This is a genomic window from Dyella caseinilytica (assembly GCF_016865235.1).
Lineage (GTDB): Bacteria > Pseudomonadota > Gammaproteobacteria > Xanthomonadales > Rhodanobacteraceae > Dyella_B > Dyella_B caseinilytica.
In genome coordinates, this window is record NZ_CP064030.1 from 4659499 (window position 1) to 4679987 (window position 20489).

Here is a 20489-nt window from a genome sequence, read left to right on the forward strand (position 1 = left end):
TACAGGCCAGTCCCAAGTACAGCCGGAGCCCCCATGGATACCAACACCCCGCGCCGAGTCGAACACCAGCAAACCGATCGCGGCTATGTGCCGGTGTATGCCACGGGTGTGGTGGAACAGCCCTGGGAGTCCTACAGCCGCACTGATCACGAGGTCTGGGACACGCTGTACAAGCGCCAGCGCGAGCTGTTGCCCGGACGCGCCTGCAAGGAATTCATGGCGGGCGTGGAGCGTTTCGGCCTGGGTGACGGTGGCATTCCGAAGTTTTCCGAGCTCAACAAGGTGCTCGGCGAGGCCACCGGCTGGGAGCTGGTCGCCGTCGAAGGCCTGCTGCCGGATGAAGTGTTTTTCGATCATCTGGCCAATCGCCGCTTCCCGGTGAGCTGGTGGATCCGCAAACCGGAACAGCTCGACTACCTCAGCGAGCCCGACCTGTTCCACGACCTGTTCGGCCATGTGCCACTGCTGCTCAACCCGATCTTCGCCGACTACATGCAGGCCTACGGCCGCGGCGGCATGAAAGCTTTCGCCATCGGCGCCGACGCGCTGATGAACCTCACGCGCTTGTACTGGTACACGGTGGAATTCGGCCTGATCAACACCGACGAGGGCATGCGCATTTATGGCGCCGGCATTGTCAGCTCCAAAGGCGAGTCGATCTACTGCCTGGATTCGCACGCGCCCAACCGCATCGGTTTCGGCCTGGAGCGAGTGATGAGCACGCGCTACCGCATCGATACCTACCAGCAGACCTATTTCGTGATCGACAGCTTCGAGCAGTTGTTCGACGCCACCCGGCCCGACTTCACGCCGATCTACGAAAAGCTCAAGCCGCTAGCCGCGCATGCAGCAGCCGATGTGCTTGAGAGTGACCGCGTATTCAATCGCGGTACGCGCGAAGGGTTTGCGACTGACGCGGATGCGTAGCCCATAACCACAATGTTCGTCGTCCCGACGAAGGCCGGGACCTAGTGCCTTTAAGCATCCACGAGTCGCTAGGTCCCGGCCTTCGCCGGGACGACAAACTATTAAACCTGCGGCAAATTTTGGAAATTACGTATCAACGCGCGTGCGCATCCACCCACGGCTTGAGGATCCCGATCCACAACGCATAACCGCTGCGGTTCATGTGCAAGCCATCGGGCCCGAACCATTTCTGCTGCGGCTGACTATCCGCACCCAGCATCGGCGTAAACACATCGATATAGGTCACGCCCTTTTGCGTGGCCGCATACGCGCGTACCAGATCGTTGGTCTGCTTGATTTGCGACAGCAGTGACTGGCGGGCCACGCTGGGTTTGATCGACACGAACGCGACCGGCACGCCAGGGTCGAACGAACGCACCTTGCTTACGAATGCGGCGAAATCGTCGCGCACCTGCTGTGGCGTGTGGCCGTAATAGAGGTCATTGTCGCCCGCATACAAGACGATGGCGCGTGGGTGATAGGGCGCCACGATACGGTCGGCGAAATAGGTGGAATCGCCCAGTTCGGAACCGCCGAAACCGCGATTGATCACTTTCACTTCCGGAAAATCAGCGGCGACCGATTTCCAGTGTTCGATCGACGAACTGCCGATAAAAAGTACTGCACCTTGCGGTGGCGGATTGGCACGATCAGAAGCTTCGAACGCAGCGATCGCGGGATTCCAGTACGAATGAGGGGATTCGCCCGCGCAGATAACGCATGACGTGAGGGCAAGCAACAGCGATAGCAGGATTTTCATGACGCTCCCGGAATGGCCCGTAATGACAAAAGCAGCGCCATTGCTTCGCGCGCACACGACGACTGCGAATCCGATCATAACTGCGTTGCGTCACCCCGGACTTGATCCGGGGAATCTTAACTGGCGAAACGCGGTTACAGTCCCGCGCGCTTCATTTCGCTTACTTCCAGCACTTTGGCGATGTGCTTGCCATCCCAGCGATAGATCAAATGCTGCGCTTGTGTGCAGGGTGCAACCACATCGGGATAGAACGCGGCCAGGCATTCGCCGCCCTGATGCCGCACGCTGTCGTAGACGATGCCATTGGATTCGGCCTGCCGCAGTTCGCGCGCCAGCTTCACGCTGGCCACGTAGCTGTCGGCATCGTGCGCCGCCGGCCAACCGCCACGGATATCGTGCAATTTGCAGTCGACGCTGGTGCGGTAGCAACGCATCTCAATGTCGCAGGCCGGCTCGGCGGTCGCGGCGAGAAAGCGTTCGCGGTGATAGACCGTTTCTTCTACCGCCGTGATCACATTGCGCGCCGCGTAGAACACGCCCCACGTGCCGTCGGAAAAGCGGCTACCTTCCGGATTGAGGTGCGTAAACGCGGCCATCACCGGCGTCGAGCCCGGCCCACTGATGCGGCGGTCCTTGGGAATGAGGCGCAGCGTATTGGCCTCTTCGCGCAGGCGCGGATTGGTTAATGCCTCAAGCGCGAACACTGCCTCCAGATCGGCGGGATCGGCGATGCGATCGAATAATCCGGCGGGCGGAAACCGACTCGGCACGATGCGATAGGCCTGATTCCAGCGGATGCGTCGAATGGGGGGCGTGTCGGTAGGCATGAATGTCCTGTGGCACGAATCGCCATCGATTCGTGTGATTCCCTGGTCGCCTGCAAAGTGTGCCCGAATGGGCTCTCGCCGATTGCGACGATCGACAACGTTTGCGCCTCAAAGGCGCACAGGCGCCTGAGTGTACTGAACGTACATGAGGGGGCTGAGCTCGCTTAGTGACCGCCGCGCTGCGCGTCCAGATATTGCCGCACCACATACAGGTCGGCGACGTTGCCGGAGAGCATACGCTCCAGCGCCGAATGCCCGCCGAACAGCATCGACTGGTTCGGCCTGTGCAGCCACGTATCGGCTTGTTCGGGATTGGGGAAAAGAATCTGCAGCGCCTTGTAGATACCGAGCAGATAACTGATGCGCTCCAGCGTGTCGCGCCCCAGCACGCCATCCTGGTGGCGCTTCCACTTGTAGAACGTGGATTCGGGCGGATCGCCCAGCAACTTGCGCTGCTCTGAAATGCGCAACTTCCACAGATCCGCCAGCTTGAAGAAGCTGCGAAGGGCAGGACCGCCCAAGCCTTTAGTCGGCTCGGTTCGGGGCACGGGATAAGCTGTCATAGCAAACTCTCCCTATAAAGTATGTGAAGATATTACTTCATGGGTGTAGTTTTGACCAGCCCCGCCGGGAGGCTGCGTGGCGATTGAGGGTGGCTTTTGACCCATCTCATCGCCACTGCAGCTCAGGTTTGGCGAATGCCTTGCCTCAAGGTGCCGTCTTAGCGGCTTTTAGGCCGTCAGAGCCAAAATCCGGCTCCGGCCCACCTTCCGCGATAAACCGATCGATCCGCTGCTCCAGCACCGGCAATGGCACGGAACCAGTCGACAGAATCGTGTCGTGAAAAGCGCGGATATCGAACTTCGGTCCCAGCGCTTTTTCCGCTTTGGCGCGCAACTCCAAGATTTTGAGATAGCCCAATTCGTACGACAGCGCCTGCCCCGGCCAGCTGATGTAGCGGTCGATTTCGTTGGCGATTTCGCGATCGGAGAGGGCGGTGTTCTGCGTCATGAAATCGATCGCCTGCTGACGCGTCCAGCCCAGGTGATGGATGCCGGTGTCGACCACCAGGCGGCAGGCGCGCCACATCTGGTAGGTGAGGAAACCGAAGCGCTGGTAGGGCGTCTTGTAGATGCCCATTTCGTTGCCGAGATATTCCGAATACAGGCCCCAGCCTTCGCCGTAGGCGGAGATGTATCCGTTGCGACGGAAGGCAGGCTGGTCATGTTCTTCTTCCGCCAATTCCAGTTGCAGCGCGTGGCCGGGATAGGACTCGTGCAAGGTCAGCGCCGGCATGTTGTAGAGCGGGCGCGATGGCAGATCGTAGGTATTGACCAGATAGACGTCCGGACCGCCGCGACCCGACGTGTAGTACGGCGCAATATCGTCCGGCACCGGCTGGATGGTGAAACGTTCGCGCGGCAGATGCCCGAAGAATCTACCGACCTGGCCATCCACTTCCTTGGCGACCCAGGCACTCTTGTCGAGCAGCTCCTGCGGCGTCTTGGCGTAGAACTGCGGATCGGTGCGCAGGAAGTGCAGGAAGTCCGCAAAGCTGCCTTTGAAGCCGGTCTCCTGCATGGTTTGCAGCATTTCCGCGTGGATCTTGGCGACCTGCTCCAGGCCGATCTTGTGGATGGTGTCCGGATCCAGATCAAGCGTGGTGTATTCGCGGATCTGCTGGCGGTAATACGCCTTGCCATCGGGCAGCGCTTCGGCAGCCAGCGTGTTGCGGGCTTGCGGCACGTATTCGTTGCGGAAGAAGGTGAGCAGATTCGCGTAAGCAGGAATCACGTCCTTGCTGATTTTCTCGCGCGCATCGGCCTGAATCGCTGCCGCGGTCGCAGCGGGAATGTTCGATGGCATGTGCTGCAACGGCGCGTAGAACGAGGTCTGCGTAGGATCCTTCGCGTCAGCGACGGAGGCGATCGATACATCGCGGCCATTCAACACAGCGCGTGGCACGCTGAAACCGCGCTTCAGACCAGCACGCATGTTGGCAATCTGCTGATCGAAATACGCCGACACTTCGCCGAGCCGGTCGACATAGTGGCGATAGTCGGTTTCCGTGCGCAAACCGTCGCTGCCGAGATCGTCATCCAGCTCGCTCCAGAACGCGGAGTCGCTGTTGAATGGCATCTGCCACTGCTTGAATTGCTGGTCGGCGATGAAGTTGCGGATCTGCTCGCGGTAAACCGCATAATTCACTTGGTCAGCCGGGGTCAGTTGCTTGACGTCGATGGCGTCGAGCTGGCTCATCACTTTCTGCCAGTAATCCAGGCGCTCCTCTTGGCTTTTCGCGTCGACCTGGTCGAGCCGGCCATTGTTGGGTTGCGACTCGCCCGACGCGCTGATGCCAGACTGGCCCGTGCGCCAAGCCCATTCCTGTTGGTAGATCTGCCTGAAGTGTGCGTCAGCATCCTGCTGTGCCATCGCCGGCATGGCCAACACCAAACCCATGGCCATGTAGCTGATACGTGTTGCGTTTTTCACTCTGGAATACCTTGATAAGGCTATGTAGACGAGGACGCGCCGGCCAATGCCGACACGGCATCTTCCACGCTCCAGTTGTTGAGTGCCTGTGGCGAAAGCTGGGGCAGGGCGGCGCGCAACAGCAAGTCGCGCGTCTCGTCCTTCAGGCGCGCGACGTGCAGGCCGATGTTCAGTGATTGCAGCCAGCTCGAAAAATCGCTGAGCGATTCCAGCACCGTGCTGTCGAGATCAGGAGATTCCTCCAGACTGAGGATCACCTGCTTGAGGCCGGCGCGTTGCGTCACTTGCTTGCGCGCCAGGCTCATCACCGACTCGGCGTTGGCGAAAAACAGCGGCTCTTCCGGACGTAGGATCAGGATGCCCTTTGGCTCCACCGCATCCGGATGTTGCGCGATATCCACGAAATCATGCCCATCGGCGAGTCTGCCCAGCACGCTCAGGCGCGCGGCGGCGAGCTGGCGCAGCAGCATGATCAGGCTGAAGGCAATCGCCACCAGCAAACCATTGAGAATGCCCAGCGACAACACGGCCACCACAGAAGCCAGCGCCAGCAGACGATCACGCTTCCATTGCAGGTACGGGCGGAACACCGAAAGCCGCCACGATTTACTTACCGCGTGAATCACGATGGCTGCCAGCACTGCCAGTGGAATGCGTTCGATCCAGCGCAACAACAGCAGAACCATCAGCAACACGGTGGCACCCGCTACCAGGCCTGCCAGACGCGATTGCGCACCCGCCGCTTCGTTGGCCGAGGTGCCCGAATAACCGGCGCCGACCGGCATGCCTTGCAGCAGACCGCACAATACGTTGGCCACACCCAACACCAGCAGATCGCGATTCGGCTCAACGGGATCGTTGTGCTTGAGCGCAAAACCGCGGATCGAACTGTAGGACTCCGCGTAGAGAATCAGCAGCAGCGCAGCGGCAAGCTCGACACTCGGTAGCCACTGATCACCGGATGGCCAGGTGGGCATGGCGAGATTCATGTGCAGATGAATGGCGCCCGTCAACGGCACCCCACGTGCGGCCAGCCAAGGGGAAGCGATCACGCCTAAAGCGATCACCAGCAGGCTGCCCGGCAAGCGTCGCACGCGCTCGCAAACAAACAACAGCGCCAGCGCCAGCAAGCCGGTACCAAGCGTCACTGCGTGCACCTGGTTGGAGGTCTGTACCAGATCTTTGATCAACAACGGCACGAAGTCGCCGTGCAGATCCGGCCATCCGCCCAGATGCGGCAGCTGCTTCAGCGCAATTACGACGGCCAGGCCAAAGGTGTAACCGCGCAGTACCGGACGGGCGATGAGATGCGACAGGCCGCCCAGTCGCGCAAACCCCGCAATGAGGAAACAGATGCCGCCGAACAGCACCAGGGTTTCGGCAATCGCCGCGCGCGCGATCACTGCATTGCCGGCCAACGCCAGCGTGCCAGCTGCCAACACCGCTGCCGATGACGACGTGGACGAAACGATGGCGTAGCGGCTGGTACCCAGCAAGCCGTAGCAGATCAGGCCAATGAACAGCGCGATCACGCCCGCCTGCGGCGGCATGCCGGCGATGCCCGAGTACGCTACCGCTTCGGGCACCAGCAAACCGGCAATCGCCAGACCTGCCAGCAGGTCCACCACGTTGAATGCGGGACGGGACGACGTGGCACTCATTGCACGATGACGCCGCTCCAGCCAGGCAGATAGGCCGTGTCATGCGAGTGCGCGTACAACATGGCGTCCTTCAGCACCTTGGGTGTGATGCGCCCGTCTTTGAGCTTCATGTGGCGCCGGTAGAAATCGGCCCAGAGGAATTCGGAATAGGGCGTGGCGTCCTTGGAATAGCCACCTTCGTTGCGCACCCGTGCGGCTAATGTGCGAAACGGGTCATCGCGCATGTCGGTCAGCTTGGCCGGGATCGCGTCGTATTGCTCGCGCAGACCCTGTTCGTTGTACGGATGCGCCCAGCGATTGAACTCCATGGTGTGCCAGAACACCGCCGGTTCCAGCCAGGAGAAATCGCGCTGGATCATCACCGGCACCTCTTTCACCTTCTCTTCGAACAAGGCCAGGCCAAGGTGATGGTGATCGACGATATAAACCTGATTCTTCGGCCCCAGCACACCCGGAAACCAGTGCTCGGCAAGCATCTGTTTGCGCTTTTTCTTGCCGAGTCTTTCCCACTCGGCACGCTTTTCCGCCACTTCGGCCTTACCCACAGTCATTTGGGTCGGGCGCAGCTTGGCTGGCGCGATGGACAACAGAGGATGACGCACGCCTGATGACATGAGGGGGCTCCTGCAGTGACCGTGGTTGGCGCAGGGTACCTGAAGAGTGATGTGCCGAGGTAGGCTGGGTCAGCGCAGCGCCGCCCGACAGGTATTACTCCAGCCCGGCGAAATAACCCCGCATCGCCTGCAGATAAGACCCAAGATCCCGGTTTGGCGCACTCTGGAACACCTCGCCCGTTTCCTCCATCAGCTCGATGCGGTCCGGACGGAAATTGCGGAAATCGCGGCGCAAGCGGCACCAGGTGCCCAGCGTCCATTTGCCTCCCCAAAAGGCCAGGCACAACGGCTCCACTTCACGCTCGCTGTCGCGTCCGACTTCGTCGCGGTAGCGCAGACGCAGCACGCGTTGGGTTTCGATCGACGCATGCAGCTGGTCGATGCGAGCGGCAAAGGCTATCGATTCTTCATCGCGCCAGATCGGTGCATAAATGCGGGTGCGCGAGGAACGTTCGCGCAGCTCGGGCGGCAACACCGCCTCGATCTTGACCAGCGCGGCCTGCGCGCCCGCTGCCAACCTCTCGCCAGCAAACGCGCGCACGAAGCGCGTGCCGACCACCAGCGATTCGAGCTCGTCGGCGGTAAACATCAGCGGTGGAATATCCGAGCCTTTGCGCAGCACGTAACCGACGCCAGCCTCGCCTTCGATGGGTACGCCCGAAAGCTGCAGGTCTGCCACATCGCGGTAGACGGTGCGCAGTGAGACGCCGAGCGTTTCCGCAAGCTGACGCGCCTGCAACGCTGTACGGCGTCCACGAAGGGCATTGATGATGAGGAAGAGGCGATCGGCGCGGCGCATGGGTACATGATCGCCCAGCGGGAAGGTGCAGGCCAGCGTCCGAAGTCATGCAATGGCATCGCAGCCATTGAGACGACGACGTGCTGCGCGAGAGGCCAAACAAGCCCCTCTCCGAAAGGGAGAGGGGAGAAATCTTCGTGGATGTTGTACTGCATACCCATTTCACGCCGCCTGCTGGGCAACGAATGCCTCATCCCTCGCAGCGGCGCGCTGCATCGCGGGACGCGTGATCACGCGCTCGATGTAAGCGCGGATATCCGGGGTGTCAGGCACCAGATTGAACAGCGTGGTCCAGTGCAGCGCACCACCCCACAACACGTCCGCCGCGGTAAACCGCTCACCCAACAGGTAGGGACCTTTGGCCAGTTGCGCGTGAATCGTATTCATCACATCATCCCAGCCACCGTAGGGCGATGTCATCGGCGGTACGGGCGCTCGTTTTTGCGAACGATCCACAATGGCCGGTTCGAATGACGAACCGTAATAGACCAGCCAGCGTACATACGGACCACGCAACGGATCGCCGATCGATGGGGCAAGACGCGCTTCCGGATAGAGATCGGCCATATAAAGGAATACCGCCGGTTGCTCGGTGACCAGTGCATCCCGATGCAAGATCGCGGGCACTTTGCCCATCGGATTGATCGCCAGATAGCTCGACTGCCGCTGCTCGCCTTGCTTGAGATTGAGCAGGTGCAACTCGTAATCGGCATCCAGTTCTTCCAACAAGGCCAGCGTGCCGCCGGATCGGCTTTGCGGGGCGTGGAAGAAAATCACCTTGCGATCGGACTGATCATGGATGTTCGGCATCATGATGCTGATCTCCGTGTAGACACTTACAGGTGTCGTGTTTCGGCAGGCGGGTTCTGCCAGTTGTTGTTGCGCCCGTCGGAGAAATGCATCGGCGACTCGATCAGTTCCCATGGTTCGGCATCGTCCAAGCACGCCATGTTGACGGTGTAGAAATCACCGCCCAGTACATCCAGATGTCCCTTACCGAACGGACGCACACCGCAGTGACGACAGAACAGGTGGTGCATGCTGCGGGAGCCGAATTGATAATCGGACAGATCGTTTTCGCCGCTGATCAGATGAAAGGCTTCCGGCTTGACGATCACGCTCCAAGCGCGTGTCTTGGTGCAGATCGAGCAATTGCAGCGACCAGTGCCCTGCACCAGGTCGATTTCCGCTGCGATCTTTACCGTGCCGCAATGGCAACTGCCGTGATAAGTCTTTGTCATGATGAAGATTCCTCGCGGTACAACCCAGGTGAAAGTTTTTGCAGGAGCCTCAATGCTCATCTGCGCGTTCGGGGGACGATTCCACCGTGCCGTCCGTTGCCGTCAGCATCGAACGCGTGCAAAGCGTCACCGCAGCAGCGGTTGCCGTAGCCACCAGCACACGCCGACGATCCGGCTCAAAAGCAGGGCGAAGATGAGCCACCCGCTTGCCTGATTCCGGTGGTTTTTTCGGTGCCGCGGGCAAGTGGTATTGCCCATCCATCAGCAAGCCGCGCAGATACAGCGGACGGTATGCGGTCAGAACTTTGTCGATCCAATGAGACATGTCATCACCTCAGGCAGCCCGGGCAACATCGACGGTTTCGGTAGCGAGCCACGGCGGCGGCAGCGCGTGCTTGAACAGGCGGTACCAGTGTTCGCGGTCGCTGCTGGTATACAGATCCAGCGTGTGAATGATTTCGCGTGCGAACTCGATGCTGCCCAGATGGCTGGCGGTGATGACACCACCATCGCTCACGGCCAGCACATTCGCGTCATATTGGTCTTGGCCTGCGTACGCCGGTGCATCACGACCAATCTGGCCAGCCCAGCTACCGGTATGACGGCAGTCATCGATCAATCCTGCACGCGCCACCGCGAACACACCCTCGCCAATCGCCGCGACCGGTGCGCCAGCACGATGCACCTGCTGCGCGAGCTCGGCGATCTTCTCGACCTGCGATGGCAGCCAGATATGACCGCCGGGCAATATCAGCAACGCGGCCGCATCCAGATCCAGTTCGCGCATATCGCCATCCGGCAACACTTGCAAACCGCTCATCGATGTCACTGGAGCGCGGTCAAACCCGATGCTGCGCACCTCCCAATCGCCAGGGCGGCGGATCTCGCCCAGCGCCAGCGCCACCTGCCAATCGGCAAACCCCTCAAAAACCAGCACATACACCACATCGCGCATGATCGTCCCTCCTTTTCGATAATGAAAGCTTGCGCCCCTGCTACTGCCAGCGTGTTGTCAGCAGCAGCGTGGTGGCCGGTTCAGGCGCGTGGCTGGCGTCAACGGGGCGGACCCGGGAAAATGGCGGCTCCTTTGCCTGCGGGTTCGCCATGAAGTCCATTTCGCTGATCCAGTTCCTGATCGAGGAACGCCGCGCCGGCCGCGTCAATGCCGAGCTTTCCCTGTTGATCGAAGTGGTGGCGCGCGCCTGCAAGCGCATCGCCGTCGCCACCAACAAAGGCGCCCTCGGCGGCGTGCTGGGCGAAGCCGGCACCGGCAACATCCAGGGTGAAGCGCAGAAGAAGCTGGACGTGATCTCCAACGAGATTCTGCTGGAAGCCAATGCCTGGGGCGGTCAGCTGGCTGCATGCGCGTCGGAGGAAATGGAAGACCCGCAGCAGATCCCCGACATGTATCCGAAGGGCAATCACCTGTTGTTGTTCGATCCGCTGGATGGCAGCTCAAACATCGACGTGAACATCTCCGTCGGCACCATCTTCTCCATCCTGCGCTGCCCGGATGGCATCACCCAACCCAAGGCCGAACACTTCCTGCAGCCGGGCACCACCCAGCTTGCCGCGGGTTATGTGGTTTATGGTCCGGCCACGGTACTGGTGCTGACCTTCGGCTACGGCACGCATGAGTTCACGCTCGATCGCGAAGTAGGCAGCTTCGTCCTCAGCCGCCGCGATATCCGCATTCCGGAAGAAACCGCCGAATTCGCGATCAACATGTCCAACCAGCGCCACTGGGAACCGCCGATGCAGCGTTATATTGGCGAATTGCTGGCCGGCAAGGATGGCCCGCGCAACAAGGACTTCAACATGCGCTGGGTCGCATCGATGGTTGCCGATGTGCACCGCATCATCACGCGCGGCGGCACCTTCTTCTATCCGCTTGACGTCAAGATCAGGAGCAAGGGCGGCAAGCTTCGCCTGATGTACGAAGCCAACCCGATGGCTTTCATCATCGAACAGGCGGGCGGCGCTGCTACCACCGGTCGTGAACGCATCATGGAACTCCAGCCGACCGGACTGCACCAGCGTGTGCCGGTGTTCCTGGGTTCGAAGAAGGAAATTGAAGTCGCCACGCATTACCACCTGACGGCGGATGGGGCACAGGGCTGATAGATGAGCGAGGCGCGATCGAACAGATCGCGCCTCCGTCAGCTTGTTGCGGCTTTTTCAGTGGTTGGCAGCGACTCGCCATACCGCCGCTGCCGCATCCATTTGGTCACGATCCACTTCTCGCCACGCGTCACGGGCGCGCCTGCGTGCAGAGTGAGCTTGTCGAGCTGGTTCTGGCTGTTGGTGTATTCGAAATAGACGGCCGAACCTTTTTTAGGCACGACTTCCAGACCGATCTCCGGGAAGATGGTGGTGCCGCCTTCTTCCACTTCGTTCAAATACATCACCATGGTCGAGACACGCTGGCCGCCGATGGTCATTTGCACTTGGCTGCCCGGATCTTCAGGCGGGAAGTAATCGAAGTGCGGCTTGTATTCGCCGCCGACGCCGTAATGCAGCACCTGCAGGCCTTCGCCGTTTTCCACTGGCCAGTTCATCACTTCGCCAATGCGTCGGTCGATACGGGTAATGAAAGGGTCGGCGTTGACCAGGAAGAAGGTGCCTTCGCTGCTGCGGTCGGCGATGACTTCATGCTTGCCGCTGATCGGATCGACCGTGGTCGAGCGACGCATCTTGTTGGCGGATAGGCGCATCAGCTCGTCGCACTCGTCTTCGCTCAGCACACCGTCCAGCACGGCGATAAGCGGGCGGTTGACGCGCGTGACCACGCGTACATCGCGATCGGATGTGCGAATCAGGTTACCCGCGTGAAAGCGCGGCTTCTCGTAGACATAGCCCGTGGTTGCTGGCTTTGGCTTCTCTTCGAAAGGTGCGGTAATCGGTCCGTTGTTGGTCATCACGCCGTTGACCGCCGCCCGCGCAAAGACGGGATCGAAGCGGTTGCGCACCATGTCCTCGATCAGCGATTGCGGCGCACAGCCGCGCGCGAGATTTTCACGGATCCAATCGAACCATTCAGGCGGCAAATGCGTCATGGCATTCATCGCAGACTCCCCAGTCCACTGAGCTTTCAATAACAGTATCGCGCTACCTACGGCGATACTGACAGAGCGAATGAGAGCCGATTGTGAACTTGTTGACGGCGGCGGGGGAGAGGCTCGCCAGCGGATGATTTGGGCGAGATTGTCTGACCCCATCTTGACTCTCCCCTGCTGACACAGGGGAGGGCATGAAGGCGCGTATCAGGCGGCCAGGCCGTGGCTGCGCAGCAGTGCTTCCGGCTCGGGCGCGCGGCCGCGGAAGGCCACGAAGCTTTCCAGTGCGGGGCGGCTGGCGCCCACGGCCAGGATCTCGCGGCGGAAGCGGTCGCCGGTTTCGGCATCGATCACGCTCAGGCCCTTGGTGGCTTTTTCCTCGAAGGCGCCGAAGGCGTCCGCGCTGAGCAGCTCAGCCCACAGATAGCTGTAGTAACCGGCTGCATAGCCGCCTGCGAAGATGTGGCTGAACGCTTGCGGGAAGCGCTGCCAGGCCGGCGGATGAAGCACGGCCACTTCGCGGCGTGCTTCTTCCAATACGTCGAGCGTGCGCGCGCCCTTGGCTGGGTCGTATTCCAGGTGCAGCAGGAAATCGAACAAGGCGAATTCCAGCTGACGCACCAGGAACAGGCCGGCGTGGAAATGGCGCGCCGCGAGCATGCGCTCAAATAGCTCGTCCGGCAGGCGTTCGCCCGTTTCCCAATGCTTGGCAAACAGATCCAACGCTTCGCGATTCCAACCGAAGTTCTCCATGAACTGGCTTGGCAATTCCACCGCGTCCCATTCCACGCCATCGATGCCGCCCACGGAAGGAAGCGGTACTTCGGTGAGCAGATGGTGGAAGCCGTGACCGAATTCATGGAACAAGGTCAGCACGTCGTCATGCGTGAGCAGCGCGGGGCGACCTTCGGTCGGCGGTGCAAAATTGCAGGTGAGGAACGCAACGGGCAATTGCAGGTGCGCGCCGTCATCGAAACGTGCGCGGCAGACATCCATCCATGCGCCGCCACGCTTGCCGCTGCGTGCATACAGATCGATGTACGCACCGGCGAAGACGCGGCCATCCTTGTCGGTGACGTCGTAATAGCGAACGTCTGGGTGCCAGACATCGACGCCATCGCGTGGTGTCAGGGTGATGCTGTAGAGCTTGTGCACCAGTCCGAACAGGCCGTCGATGACGGCAGGCAGCGGGAAGTATGGCTTGAGTTGTTCCTCGTCCAGCGCGTATTGCTTCTGACGCAGCTTTTCGGATGCGTAAGCCACATCCCAGGTTTCGAGGTTATCGAGTTTGAGTTCGCTGGCGGCGAAGTCGCGCAAGGTGGCCAGTTCCTTTTGCGCCACCGGCTTGGCGCGTGCGCCGAGATCGCGCAGAAAGGCGAGCACTTCTTGCGGCTCACCAGCCATCTTGGTCGCGAGGGATTCTTCGGCAGCGTTGGCGAAACCGAGCAGCTGCGCAGCCTCATGACGCAACGCCATGATGCGTTCGATACGTTCGCTGTTGTCGTACTTGCCAGCGTGCGGGCCCTGGTCGGAAGCGCGCGTCTGGTACGCCCAATACACGCGTTCGCGCAGTGCGCGGTTGTCGGCATAGGTCATCACCGCCTGCACGCTCGGCTGCTTGAGCGTGACGAGATAACCATCGATACCCTGCTCTTTCGCATACTGGCGTAGCACGGCACGGCCGGATTCGGGAATGCCGGCCAGATCGCGCTCGTCGGAGATGCGTTCGTGCCAGGCGTCGGTGGCGTCCAGCACGGCGTTGGAGAATTCGGTGGAAAGCTTGCTCAACTCAACACCGATTTCGCGAAAGCGCGAGCGCGCCGGTTCTTCCAGCGCGACACCGGAAAGCTTGAAATCACGCAACGCATGTTCGACCAGCGCGCGCTGCGCACGGGACAGGCTCGCGAAGTCTGGCGCATCGGCCACCGCTTGCACGGCAGCATAGAGACCACGATTCTGACCGACTTCGAGCGCGTGATCGGTGAGCTTTTCCTCTGCCGGTCCATATACCTTGCGAAGCGCTTCGCTATCGGCCACCGAATGCAGATGCGATACCGGCGACCAAGCGTGGGCGATGCGCTGTTCCAGCCGCTCCTGCGGCAGCATCACCGCGCTGAAATCACGCATGGCACCGGGAGCGGTCAAGGCGTCGATGGCGGCGCGGCTCTCGGCCACCAAGGCGTCGACGGCCGGCGTCACATCCTCGGGCTTGATCTGCGAAAAGGCCGGCAGTCCGGTATCGGCAAGCAGGGGGTTATTTTGGCTCATGGGACACTCCTTCAGACCCGACAGCGTGCTGGCGGCAGTGGCCGAAATCAAGGCGGCAGACGCCTGTTCCGATCATCTGTCATAGCCGTCATGCGTACGGTGTCATCGCTGCCGTCGTAACATCAGGCGCATGCTTCCTGCCGATATCCCCGCCCTGATCGGTCGCATTCCCCTTTTTGCGCATATGAACGATGCGCAACGCGCTGCGTTGGCGACCAATCTGCGTTGGATCTGCCTGCCCGGCGGCCAATACCTGTTCCGGGCCGGGGAGGTCGCGGATGCGTTGTATTTGCTGCGCAGCGGCAGCCTGGGTGTATTCGATGGCGCCACGGATCTCATCCGACAGATGTCGGCAGACGACAGCGTGGGCGAAATCAGCCTGCTCAGCGGCGAGCCCTTCCGTTACAACGTCCGCGCCCTGCGCGATTCGGAACTGCTGCGGCTGGACCGCAGCCTGTTCGAGCACCTGATCGAGCGCCATCCGCGCGCCATGCTTGAGGTATCGCGGCAAGCCATTGACCGTCTGCTGCGCCGCGAGCGCCACGTCGAGCCGCCGGACAAACCTCGCACCTTCGCGATTCTGCCCGTCGACAAAGGCGTGCCCGTGCGCGGCTTGGCCATCCAGCTGGCGCAAGCGCTGGAGGCCTACGGCAGCTGCTTGGTGATCGATGCCGAACACGGCGCGAACCGTGGCAGCGATTGGTTTGCCGAGCGCGAGGCGCAGGTGCGCTTCGTGATCTACCTGGACAGCACCGGCGACGCGTCCTGGCGACTACGCTGCCTGCGCCAAGCCGATGTGTTGCTGCTGCCGGCGCTGGCCGCACAACCCGCGCAGCCCTGGCCCGAAGCTGCACCCGGCCATCCGGCACGGGTACGGCACCGTCCTCGCCATCTGCTGCTGATCCACCCTGGGCATCGCGTGTTGCCCGGCGCCGCCCGGCGCTGGCGCGCGGAATTCAGCGGTGAATTGCAGCATCACCATATCTGCGGCGAAGGTGATATTCCACGCATCGCGCGGCTGATCAGCGGTCATGCGCGCGGGCTGGTGTTGGCCGGCGGTGGTGCGCGCGGGCTGGCCCATCTGGGCGCGTTGCGCGCACTGCGCGAAGCCGGCCATGACTTCGATGCGATCGGCGGCACCAGCATCGGCGCGATCATCGGTGCCGGCGTCGCCAACATGTGGGGCATCGACGACATGATGCGCGTCTATTACGAGGCTTTCGTGCGCGGTAAACCGTTGTCGGACTGGACCTTGCCGTTCGTCGCGCTGACCCGTGGACGCCGCGCCGCCATGATGCTTCGCCGTGCGTTCGGTGCGATCGATATCGAGGATCTGGAACGGCCGTTCTTCTGCGTGTCCACCAATTTGTCCGGCGAGGGCAGGGTGGTGCATCGACATGGACCGCTGTGGCTGTGGTTGCGCGCCAGCAGTTCGATTCCCGGCATCCTGCCGCCAGTGCTGCATCGCGGGCATGTTTACGTGGATGGGGCGCTTGTCGATAACTTGCCGACCGACGTCATGGCGGAGGACGGCATCGCCCACATCACCGCGGTGGCGATCCGCGCGGACATCGCGCTGCATGCCAAAACCGAGGAATTTGCCACCCCGCCCTGGTGGCGACTGTGGATGCGCCAGCGCCGCGGCATCGGCTGGCCGGGCATTGTTTCCACCCTGACGCGCGCGGCGATGGTCAACAGCGAGGAAACCAGCCTGCATTGCATCGAGCGGGCCGACATGTTGATTACGCCACCCCTGGAGCATGTGAGCATGCTCGACTGGAAAGACTGGCAACTGGCGGTGGATTCCGGCTACCAGGAAACGTTGCGCGTACTGGAGATCCGCGAGCAGGGGCAGCTGCCCGCCGGCAACGAGAACCTTACGGTCACCGGCTAAAATGCGCGCATGAATCATTTACGCAGCTTCAAGGGCGTCACGCCCACTCTCGGTGCCCGCACCTACGTCGATCCTGCCGCCACGGTAATCGGTGATGTCGTGTTGGGCGATGACGTTTCCATCTGGCCCGGCGCGGTCTTGCGTGGCGACGTGCACTACATCCGTATCGGCGCGCGCAGCAATGTGCAGGACGGCGCCGTGGTGCACGTCACCCATGACGGCCCGTATTCACCCGGTGGTTTTCCCACCATCGTCGGCGAAGGCGTCACCATCGGCCATGCCGCGGTGATCCACGCTTGCACCATCGAGGATTACTGCCTGATCGGCATGCACGCCACCGTGCTCGATAGCGCGACCGTCAAGAAATACGGCTTCGTCGGCGCCGGCAGCGTAGTGCCGCCGGGCAAGGTCGTGGGTGAACGTGAGCTATGGCTGGGCAATCCGGCCCAACGCGTGCGTCTGCTTACCGACAAGCAGATCGAGCAGCTGCATTACTCGGCTGATCACTACGTGCGGCTGAAAGACGTTTATTTGGCTGGATAAGCCTGGGGTCGCTTCTATCCGCCAGCAGCCTGCTGCGACTGCATGCGCTCCGCCTCGGCTTCGTGCTGCCTGCGTTCGATCACGCGCTGCGCATCCAGCACGCTGCCGAGCAGGGCCAGCTTGTAGTTATGCGGATCGTACATGCGCAGCAGCGACAGTTCGCGCTGCGCTTCATCCAGATCACCCGAGTTGATGGTGGTTTCGACCACATCGCACGCAGGTTTGAACGCCTCGCGTAAACGGTCCTGCGCGGTCGGGTTGTTCGGATCGAGCTGCAGCACGCTGAAGTAGAACTCGTAGACGTTGCTACCCACGGGTGCAACCAGATGCTTCTGCTGATAAGCCGTATCAGCCAGCCCCATCATGATGCCGACATCGCTGCCGTCATTGGCGGTATGGCCGGTGGGTTTGGCGCTTATCGCGGCGTGGGCGTACCAAAACCCGCCACCGGCAATCACTACTACTGCAGCCAACGCGGCAAGCAACAATCCACGCCGCTGGGGCGTGGTGGAATTTGAAGAAGACATGACACCTGGCGTTGACAATGCATGGAAATGCGGCTGCTCCGCGAAATCCGAAGCAGCCCCCGCTGTCGCTCCAGAGTAGCGATGCAAGATGTCAGCAAAATGACTCAAGCTGTCGAATATGACAGGTGAGTCACAAATGGAATGGGCGCGCGTTGAAGCTTGCGCTGCCACTGCCCTCATTCCCGCGAAAGCGGGAATCCATCGCAGCTTGTTACTTCAGAGCAACATGGATTCCCGCTTTCGCGGGAATAACGGCAAAGGGGAACGGAGCTTCACGCAGCTGAGCCGCGTGTCGAAAGTCTTGACGCGGACGAACTCAGTGGAAGTCACCACCGATGATGCGCCCGTCCTTATCCAGCTGCGGGAAGAAGCGGGAATTGTCGTAGCGGATTTCCATCGTGCTGATCATGCCAGGCATCATCAGCTGCACGCCCGGATACATTTTCTTGAAGTCTTCCGGCGTCGGATGCGTAGAGATGTAAGACTCAAACGAGTCCATGTTGACCACGCCCTTCTTATCTACCCGCGACCCATCCGGACGCGTGGCGTGATGGCAGCCGGCGAGGGCAATGGTCACGCCAAGGAGGGAAAGGGCAAGCAGGCGGATACGCATCGGTAAGAACTCCAGGGGGACGTGGTGCTGATGGAATGCCGGCAAAACTAGCACGCCGACACCCCCTCGGACCATCCGAGGGGGTGCGGGTTCCCGTGCCGGTTACCAGCCCAACAGGCTGTCGCCCTGATAAGGAGAGCCATCCGGATGGGTGAACCACAGCACTCGGTTCTGCTGTCCGGGGCAGCCTTGACCGCTGCTGTAGGCGGTCACCACGTTATTGGCGGAGCTGACGCTGCTGCGATAGCAGCCACCCAGCGAATCGTCGAACGCAAAAGTTTGCGTGGCCTGCTGGCCGCTGTGGCTGACGATGCTGTAGCTCGGCGTCACGACCAGGGTATCGGAACCATCCACGCGGTTTTCCACCTGGGCTGAGTACAGCGTGATGCCATCCAGCCCCTCCTCGGTGTGCTGTTTATAGCCCTGGCGCACTTTAGTGAAGATGGAATAGTTGCCGTCGGAGAGCGTGCTCTGATCCGATTCCACATACAGCGGATAGCGGTAGCTTGCCTTGAACTCACCGACCAGCGCCTGCCCGAGCTTGCTGCGACTTACGCCCTCCACCGTGGTGAGCTGATCGGTGATCTGATCGTAAATGGTGGCGCTGGTGTTGAAGCTCTCGGTGTTGGTAAATGCCACCGTCTGGTCCACCGTGGTCGTCACGCGCCCACGTGAGGTGTTGGCGTAACCTTCGATGATGAAGTGACGGCTAAGCGCCGTGGTCACGCCGCCGGTGACATCGCCAGCAGCGTTCTGGCTCAGAGCGCTGCTGATCGTGGGTGTCGGCGGTTGATTGGCCAAGGTATTGCGCGTGACTTGTCCGGTCACCTGCTGGGCATGTTTATCCTGATACACCAGTAACGCAGCCGTGGCGGAGAAGTAGCTGTCCGCGCCCTCCACATTCACCGCCACCGTGTGCGGCGAGCCATTGCTGAGCACGCCAGCGAACGGCGTCAGATCCACGCGATAAGGAATGAAGTTCAGCGTCTGCACGCCGGGCGTCGGCTTCCAGATGAATAGATCAATGCCGCCGGTATAGATCCACGGATAGACCGGCGCCACGCCTGCCGGCTGGCCGTCGATGCTGACCTCCGCCTCGCGGAAATTGCCGTTGTTGCATTCGCCGGTTTCGGCTGCGTATTGAGCCGGTACACAGGTGTACCAGAACTCGTCATTGCTCTGGCTCTGCGTGAAAACATCCAGATAGGCCCGATCGACATTGCGCGGCAAGCTCAGCGTTGCAGTCAGCTGGCTGCTGGAGTCGTTCAAGGCAACGGTGCTGCCGATCGGATCACTGCCCAACGGGTACACGGCATCCGGTGCTTTCGCTGCCGGCGCAAGGACGTTGGCAGGATAGAAGAGCAACCGTGCATTGCCGTGGATCACACCGGTGTAAGTGCTGTTGACGATATTGCCAATGAACGCCTGGCCTTGACCTGCGTTGCTGAACAAGGCGCTGTAATCGGTCAGGTCACGCTCCACATGCCAGCTCGGCGACAGCGTGGAGGCAGGCTCCTGGGTGCTGCCGAAATACAGGTTCACACCGGCCAGGAAAATGGTGGCGGTGCGGTCGTACTGCACACCGGCGGTCACCGAGAAATCCGCTTCCAATACCACCTTGGCCCAATGCGTGCCGCAACCAGTCGGTGGCGTATAGCTGAAAGGCCGCGGACTGTAATCGTCGAACGTGTCATTGCTGAAAAGCTGCACGACGCACGGCTGTCCAGGCGGGCGTGGCACGGTCGGATCGGCGACGGTCACATTGGCCGAACCCACTGGACTGCTGTTATCTGGCGCCGCCTGCGCAACGCCAGCAAGAAACAACGAAAACCCGGCCGCAGCCAGGCAACGACGGAAACTCCCCTTCGGCAACATGACGCAACTCCCCACGAGTAATGCCCCCTGTCAGCCCAAGCTAGCATGACATGAAATTTAGAGATGCTAAATGGATCTGCAAAGCGCGTTACGCGATGCGGGTTGCTGCCTCCAGTCGCGCAAGCCAGTGCATGGCATGCTCGCGATCCGGTCCGCACATGACAGGCTCGGGCTGCAGGCTGGCGCACACGGCCGGACGCCGCGGGTCACCGAAGATGGCGCAGCGATGGTCATAAGTAAGCTGTATGCATCTGACGCCCGCCGGCTTGCCATGGGGCATGCCGGGAATCGGTGAGCTGATGGAAGGCGCGATGCAGCACGCACCACAACCGGACCGACAGGCAAGGCTCAT

At 61.2% G+C, this 20489-nt stretch carries 21 protein-coding genes; 4 read left to right on the forward strand and 17 right to left on the reverse strand.

Going from position 1 to position 20489, the window contains the following annotated elements; all coding sequences use genetic code 11:
* Window positions 1-33 precede the first annotated feature (33 nt).
* Entirely contained in the window at window positions 34-927 is an 894-nt protein-coding gene (phhA, locus tag ISN74_RS20345) for a phenylalanine 4-monooxygenase (RefSeq protein WP_188795871.1), read from the forward strand.
* Window positions 928-1060: 133 nt separating this feature from the next.
* Here phhA and ISN74_RS20350 read toward each other — a convergent pair whose 3' ends face one another.
* The 11 genes from ISN74_RS20350 to ISN74_RS20400 all read right to left on the reverse strand — a co-directional run bounded on the left by ISN74_RS20350 (window position 1061) and on the right by ISN74_RS20400 (window position 10316).
* A complete protein-coding gene (locus ISN74_RS20350; protein ID WP_188795873.1) occupies window positions 1061-1726 on the reverse strand; it encodes an SGNH/GDSL hydrolase family protein in 666 nt (221 codons plus the stop codon).
* A gap of 134 nt (window positions 1727-1860) precedes the next feature.
* Entirely contained in the window at window positions 1861-2553 is a 693-nt protein-coding gene (locus ISN74_RS20355) for an RES family NAD+ phosphorylase (protein WP_188795874.1), read from the reverse strand.
* Window positions 2554-2717: 164 nt separating this feature from the next.
* Window positions 2718-3116, reverse strand: a complete 399-nt coding sequence (locus ISN74_RS20360; RefSeq protein WP_188795876.1) for an MbcA/ParS/Xre antitoxin family protein — start codon at window positions 3114-3116, stop codon at window positions 2718-2720.
* A gap of 145 nt (window positions 3117-3261) precedes the next feature.
* Window positions 3262-5019 (reverse strand): DUF885 domain-containing protein, encoded by a 1758-nt coding sequence (locus ISN74_RS20365; protein ID WP_188799408.1) that lies wholly within the window; start codon window positions 5017-5019, stop codon window positions 3262-3264.
* A 47-nt stretch (window positions 5020-5066) separates the two neighbouring features.
* On the reverse strand, window positions 5067-6707 hold the full coding sequence (locus ISN74_RS20370) for a SulP family inorganic anion transporter (RefSeq protein ID WP_188795878.1): 1641 nt from the start codon (window positions 6705-6707) through the stop codon (window positions 5067-5069).
* Window positions 6704-7321 carry a ParB-like protein gene (locus ISN74_RS20375; protein WP_188795879.1) on the reverse strand — a complete coding sequence of 206 codons (618 nt, stop codon included), beginning with the start codon at window positions 7319-7321 and terminating at the stop codon, window positions 6704-6706. Before ISN74_RS20375 ends, ISN74_RS20370 begins: the two co-directional genes overlap by 4 nt.
* A gap of 94 nt (window positions 7322-7415) precedes the next feature.
* Window positions 7416-8120, reverse strand: coding sequence for a helix-turn-helix transcriptional regulator (locus ISN74_RS20380; protein WP_188795882.1), 705 nt, complete (start codon window positions 8118-8120; stop codon window positions 7416-7418).
* A 162-nt stretch (window positions 8121-8282) separates the two neighbouring features.
* Window positions 8283-8933, reverse strand: coding sequence for a glutathione S-transferase family protein (locus tag ISN74_RS20385; protein WP_229678896.1), 651 nt, complete (start codon window positions 8931-8933; stop codon window positions 8283-8285).
* Between the two features lie 23 nt (window positions 8934-8956).
* Window positions 8957-9361, reverse strand: coding sequence for a GFA family protein (locus ISN74_RS20390; protein ID WP_188795883.1), 405 nt, complete (start codon window positions 9359-9361; stop codon window positions 8957-8959).
* A gap of 49 nt (window positions 9362-9410) precedes the next feature.
* Window positions 9411-9686 carry a hypothetical protein gene (locus ISN74_RS20395; protein ID WP_188795885.1) on the reverse strand — a complete coding sequence of 92 codons (276 nt, stop codon included), beginning with the start codon at window positions 9684-9686 and terminating at the stop codon, window positions 9411-9413.
* A gap of 9 nt (window positions 9687-9695) precedes the next feature.
* Window positions 9696-10316, reverse strand: coding sequence for a DJ-1/PfpI family protein (locus ISN74_RS20400; RefSeq protein ID WP_188795887.1), 621 nt, complete (start codon window positions 10314-10316; stop codon window positions 9696-9698).
* Window positions 10317-10465: 149 nt separating this feature from the next.
* Between ISN74_RS20400 and ISN74_RS20405 the strand changes: the two genes are divergently transcribed.
* Entirely contained in the window at window positions 10466-11482 is a 1017-nt protein-coding gene (locus tag ISN74_RS20405) for a class 1 fructose-bisphosphatase (protein ID WP_188795889.1), read from the forward strand.
* Window positions 11483-11520: 38 nt separating this feature from the next.
* Here ISN74_RS20405 and ISN74_RS20410 read toward each other — a convergent pair whose 3' ends face one another.
* The gene (locus ISN74_RS20410) at window positions 11521-12426 is read right to left on the reverse strand and encodes a 2OG-Fe(II) oxygenase (RefSeq protein ID WP_188795892.1); all 906 of its coding nucleotides are present in this window, start codon (window positions 12424-12426) and stop codon (window positions 11521-11523) included.
* 198 nt (window positions 12427-12624) lie between these two features.
* Complete coding sequence (locus tag ISN74_RS20415; RefSeq protein WP_188795894.1) at window positions 12625-14685, reverse strand: M3 family metallopeptidase; 2061 nt, start codon at window positions 14683-14685, stop codon at window positions 12625-12627.
* 130 nt (window positions 14686-14815) lie between these two features.
* On the opposite strand from ISN74_RS20415, the gene ISN74_RS21265 reads away from it, so the two are divergent.
* Together ISN74_RS21265 and ISN74_RS20425 are read left to right on the forward strand one after the other, a co-directional pair.
* On the forward strand, window positions 14816-16579 hold the full coding sequence (locus ISN74_RS21265; RefSeq protein WP_188795896.1) for a patatin-like phospholipase family protein: 1764 nt from the start codon (window positions 14816-14818) through the stop codon (window positions 16577-16579).
* Window positions 16580-16588: 9 nt separating this feature from the next.
* Window positions 16589-17122 (forward strand): gamma carbonic anhydrase family protein, encoded by a 534-nt coding sequence (locus ISN74_RS20425; protein ID WP_188795897.1) that lies wholly within the window; start codon window positions 16589-16591, stop codon window positions 17120-17122.
* Between the two features lie 14 nt (window positions 17123-17136).
* Here the strand turns inward: ISN74_RS20425 and ISN74_RS20430 are convergent, their stop codons facing one another.
* From ISN74_RS20430 to ISN74_RS20445, 4 genes are all read right to left on the reverse strand, one after another.
* Window positions 17137-17649, reverse strand: coding sequence for a hypothetical protein (locus ISN74_RS20430; protein WP_188795899.1), 513 nt, complete (start codon window positions 17647-17649; stop codon window positions 17137-17139).
* A 316-nt stretch (window positions 17650-17965) separates the two neighbouring features.
* Window positions 17966-18262 (reverse strand): hypothetical protein, encoded by a 297-nt coding sequence (locus ISN74_RS20435; RefSeq protein WP_188795901.1) that lies wholly within the window; start codon window positions 18260-18262, stop codon window positions 17966-17968.
* A 102-nt stretch (window positions 18263-18364) separates the two neighbouring features.
* Window positions 18365-20137 carry a peptide-N4-asparagine amidase gene (locus ISN74_RS20440; protein WP_188795903.1) on the reverse strand — a complete coding sequence of 591 codons (1773 nt, stop codon included), beginning with the start codon at window positions 20135-20137 and terminating at the stop codon, window positions 18365-18367.
* Between the two features lie 88 nt (window positions 20138-20225).
* Window positions 20226-20489 (reverse strand): YkgJ family cysteine cluster protein, encoded by a 264-nt coding sequence (locus tag ISN74_RS20445; protein ID WP_188795905.1) that lies wholly within the window; start codon window positions 20487-20489, stop codon window positions 20226-20228.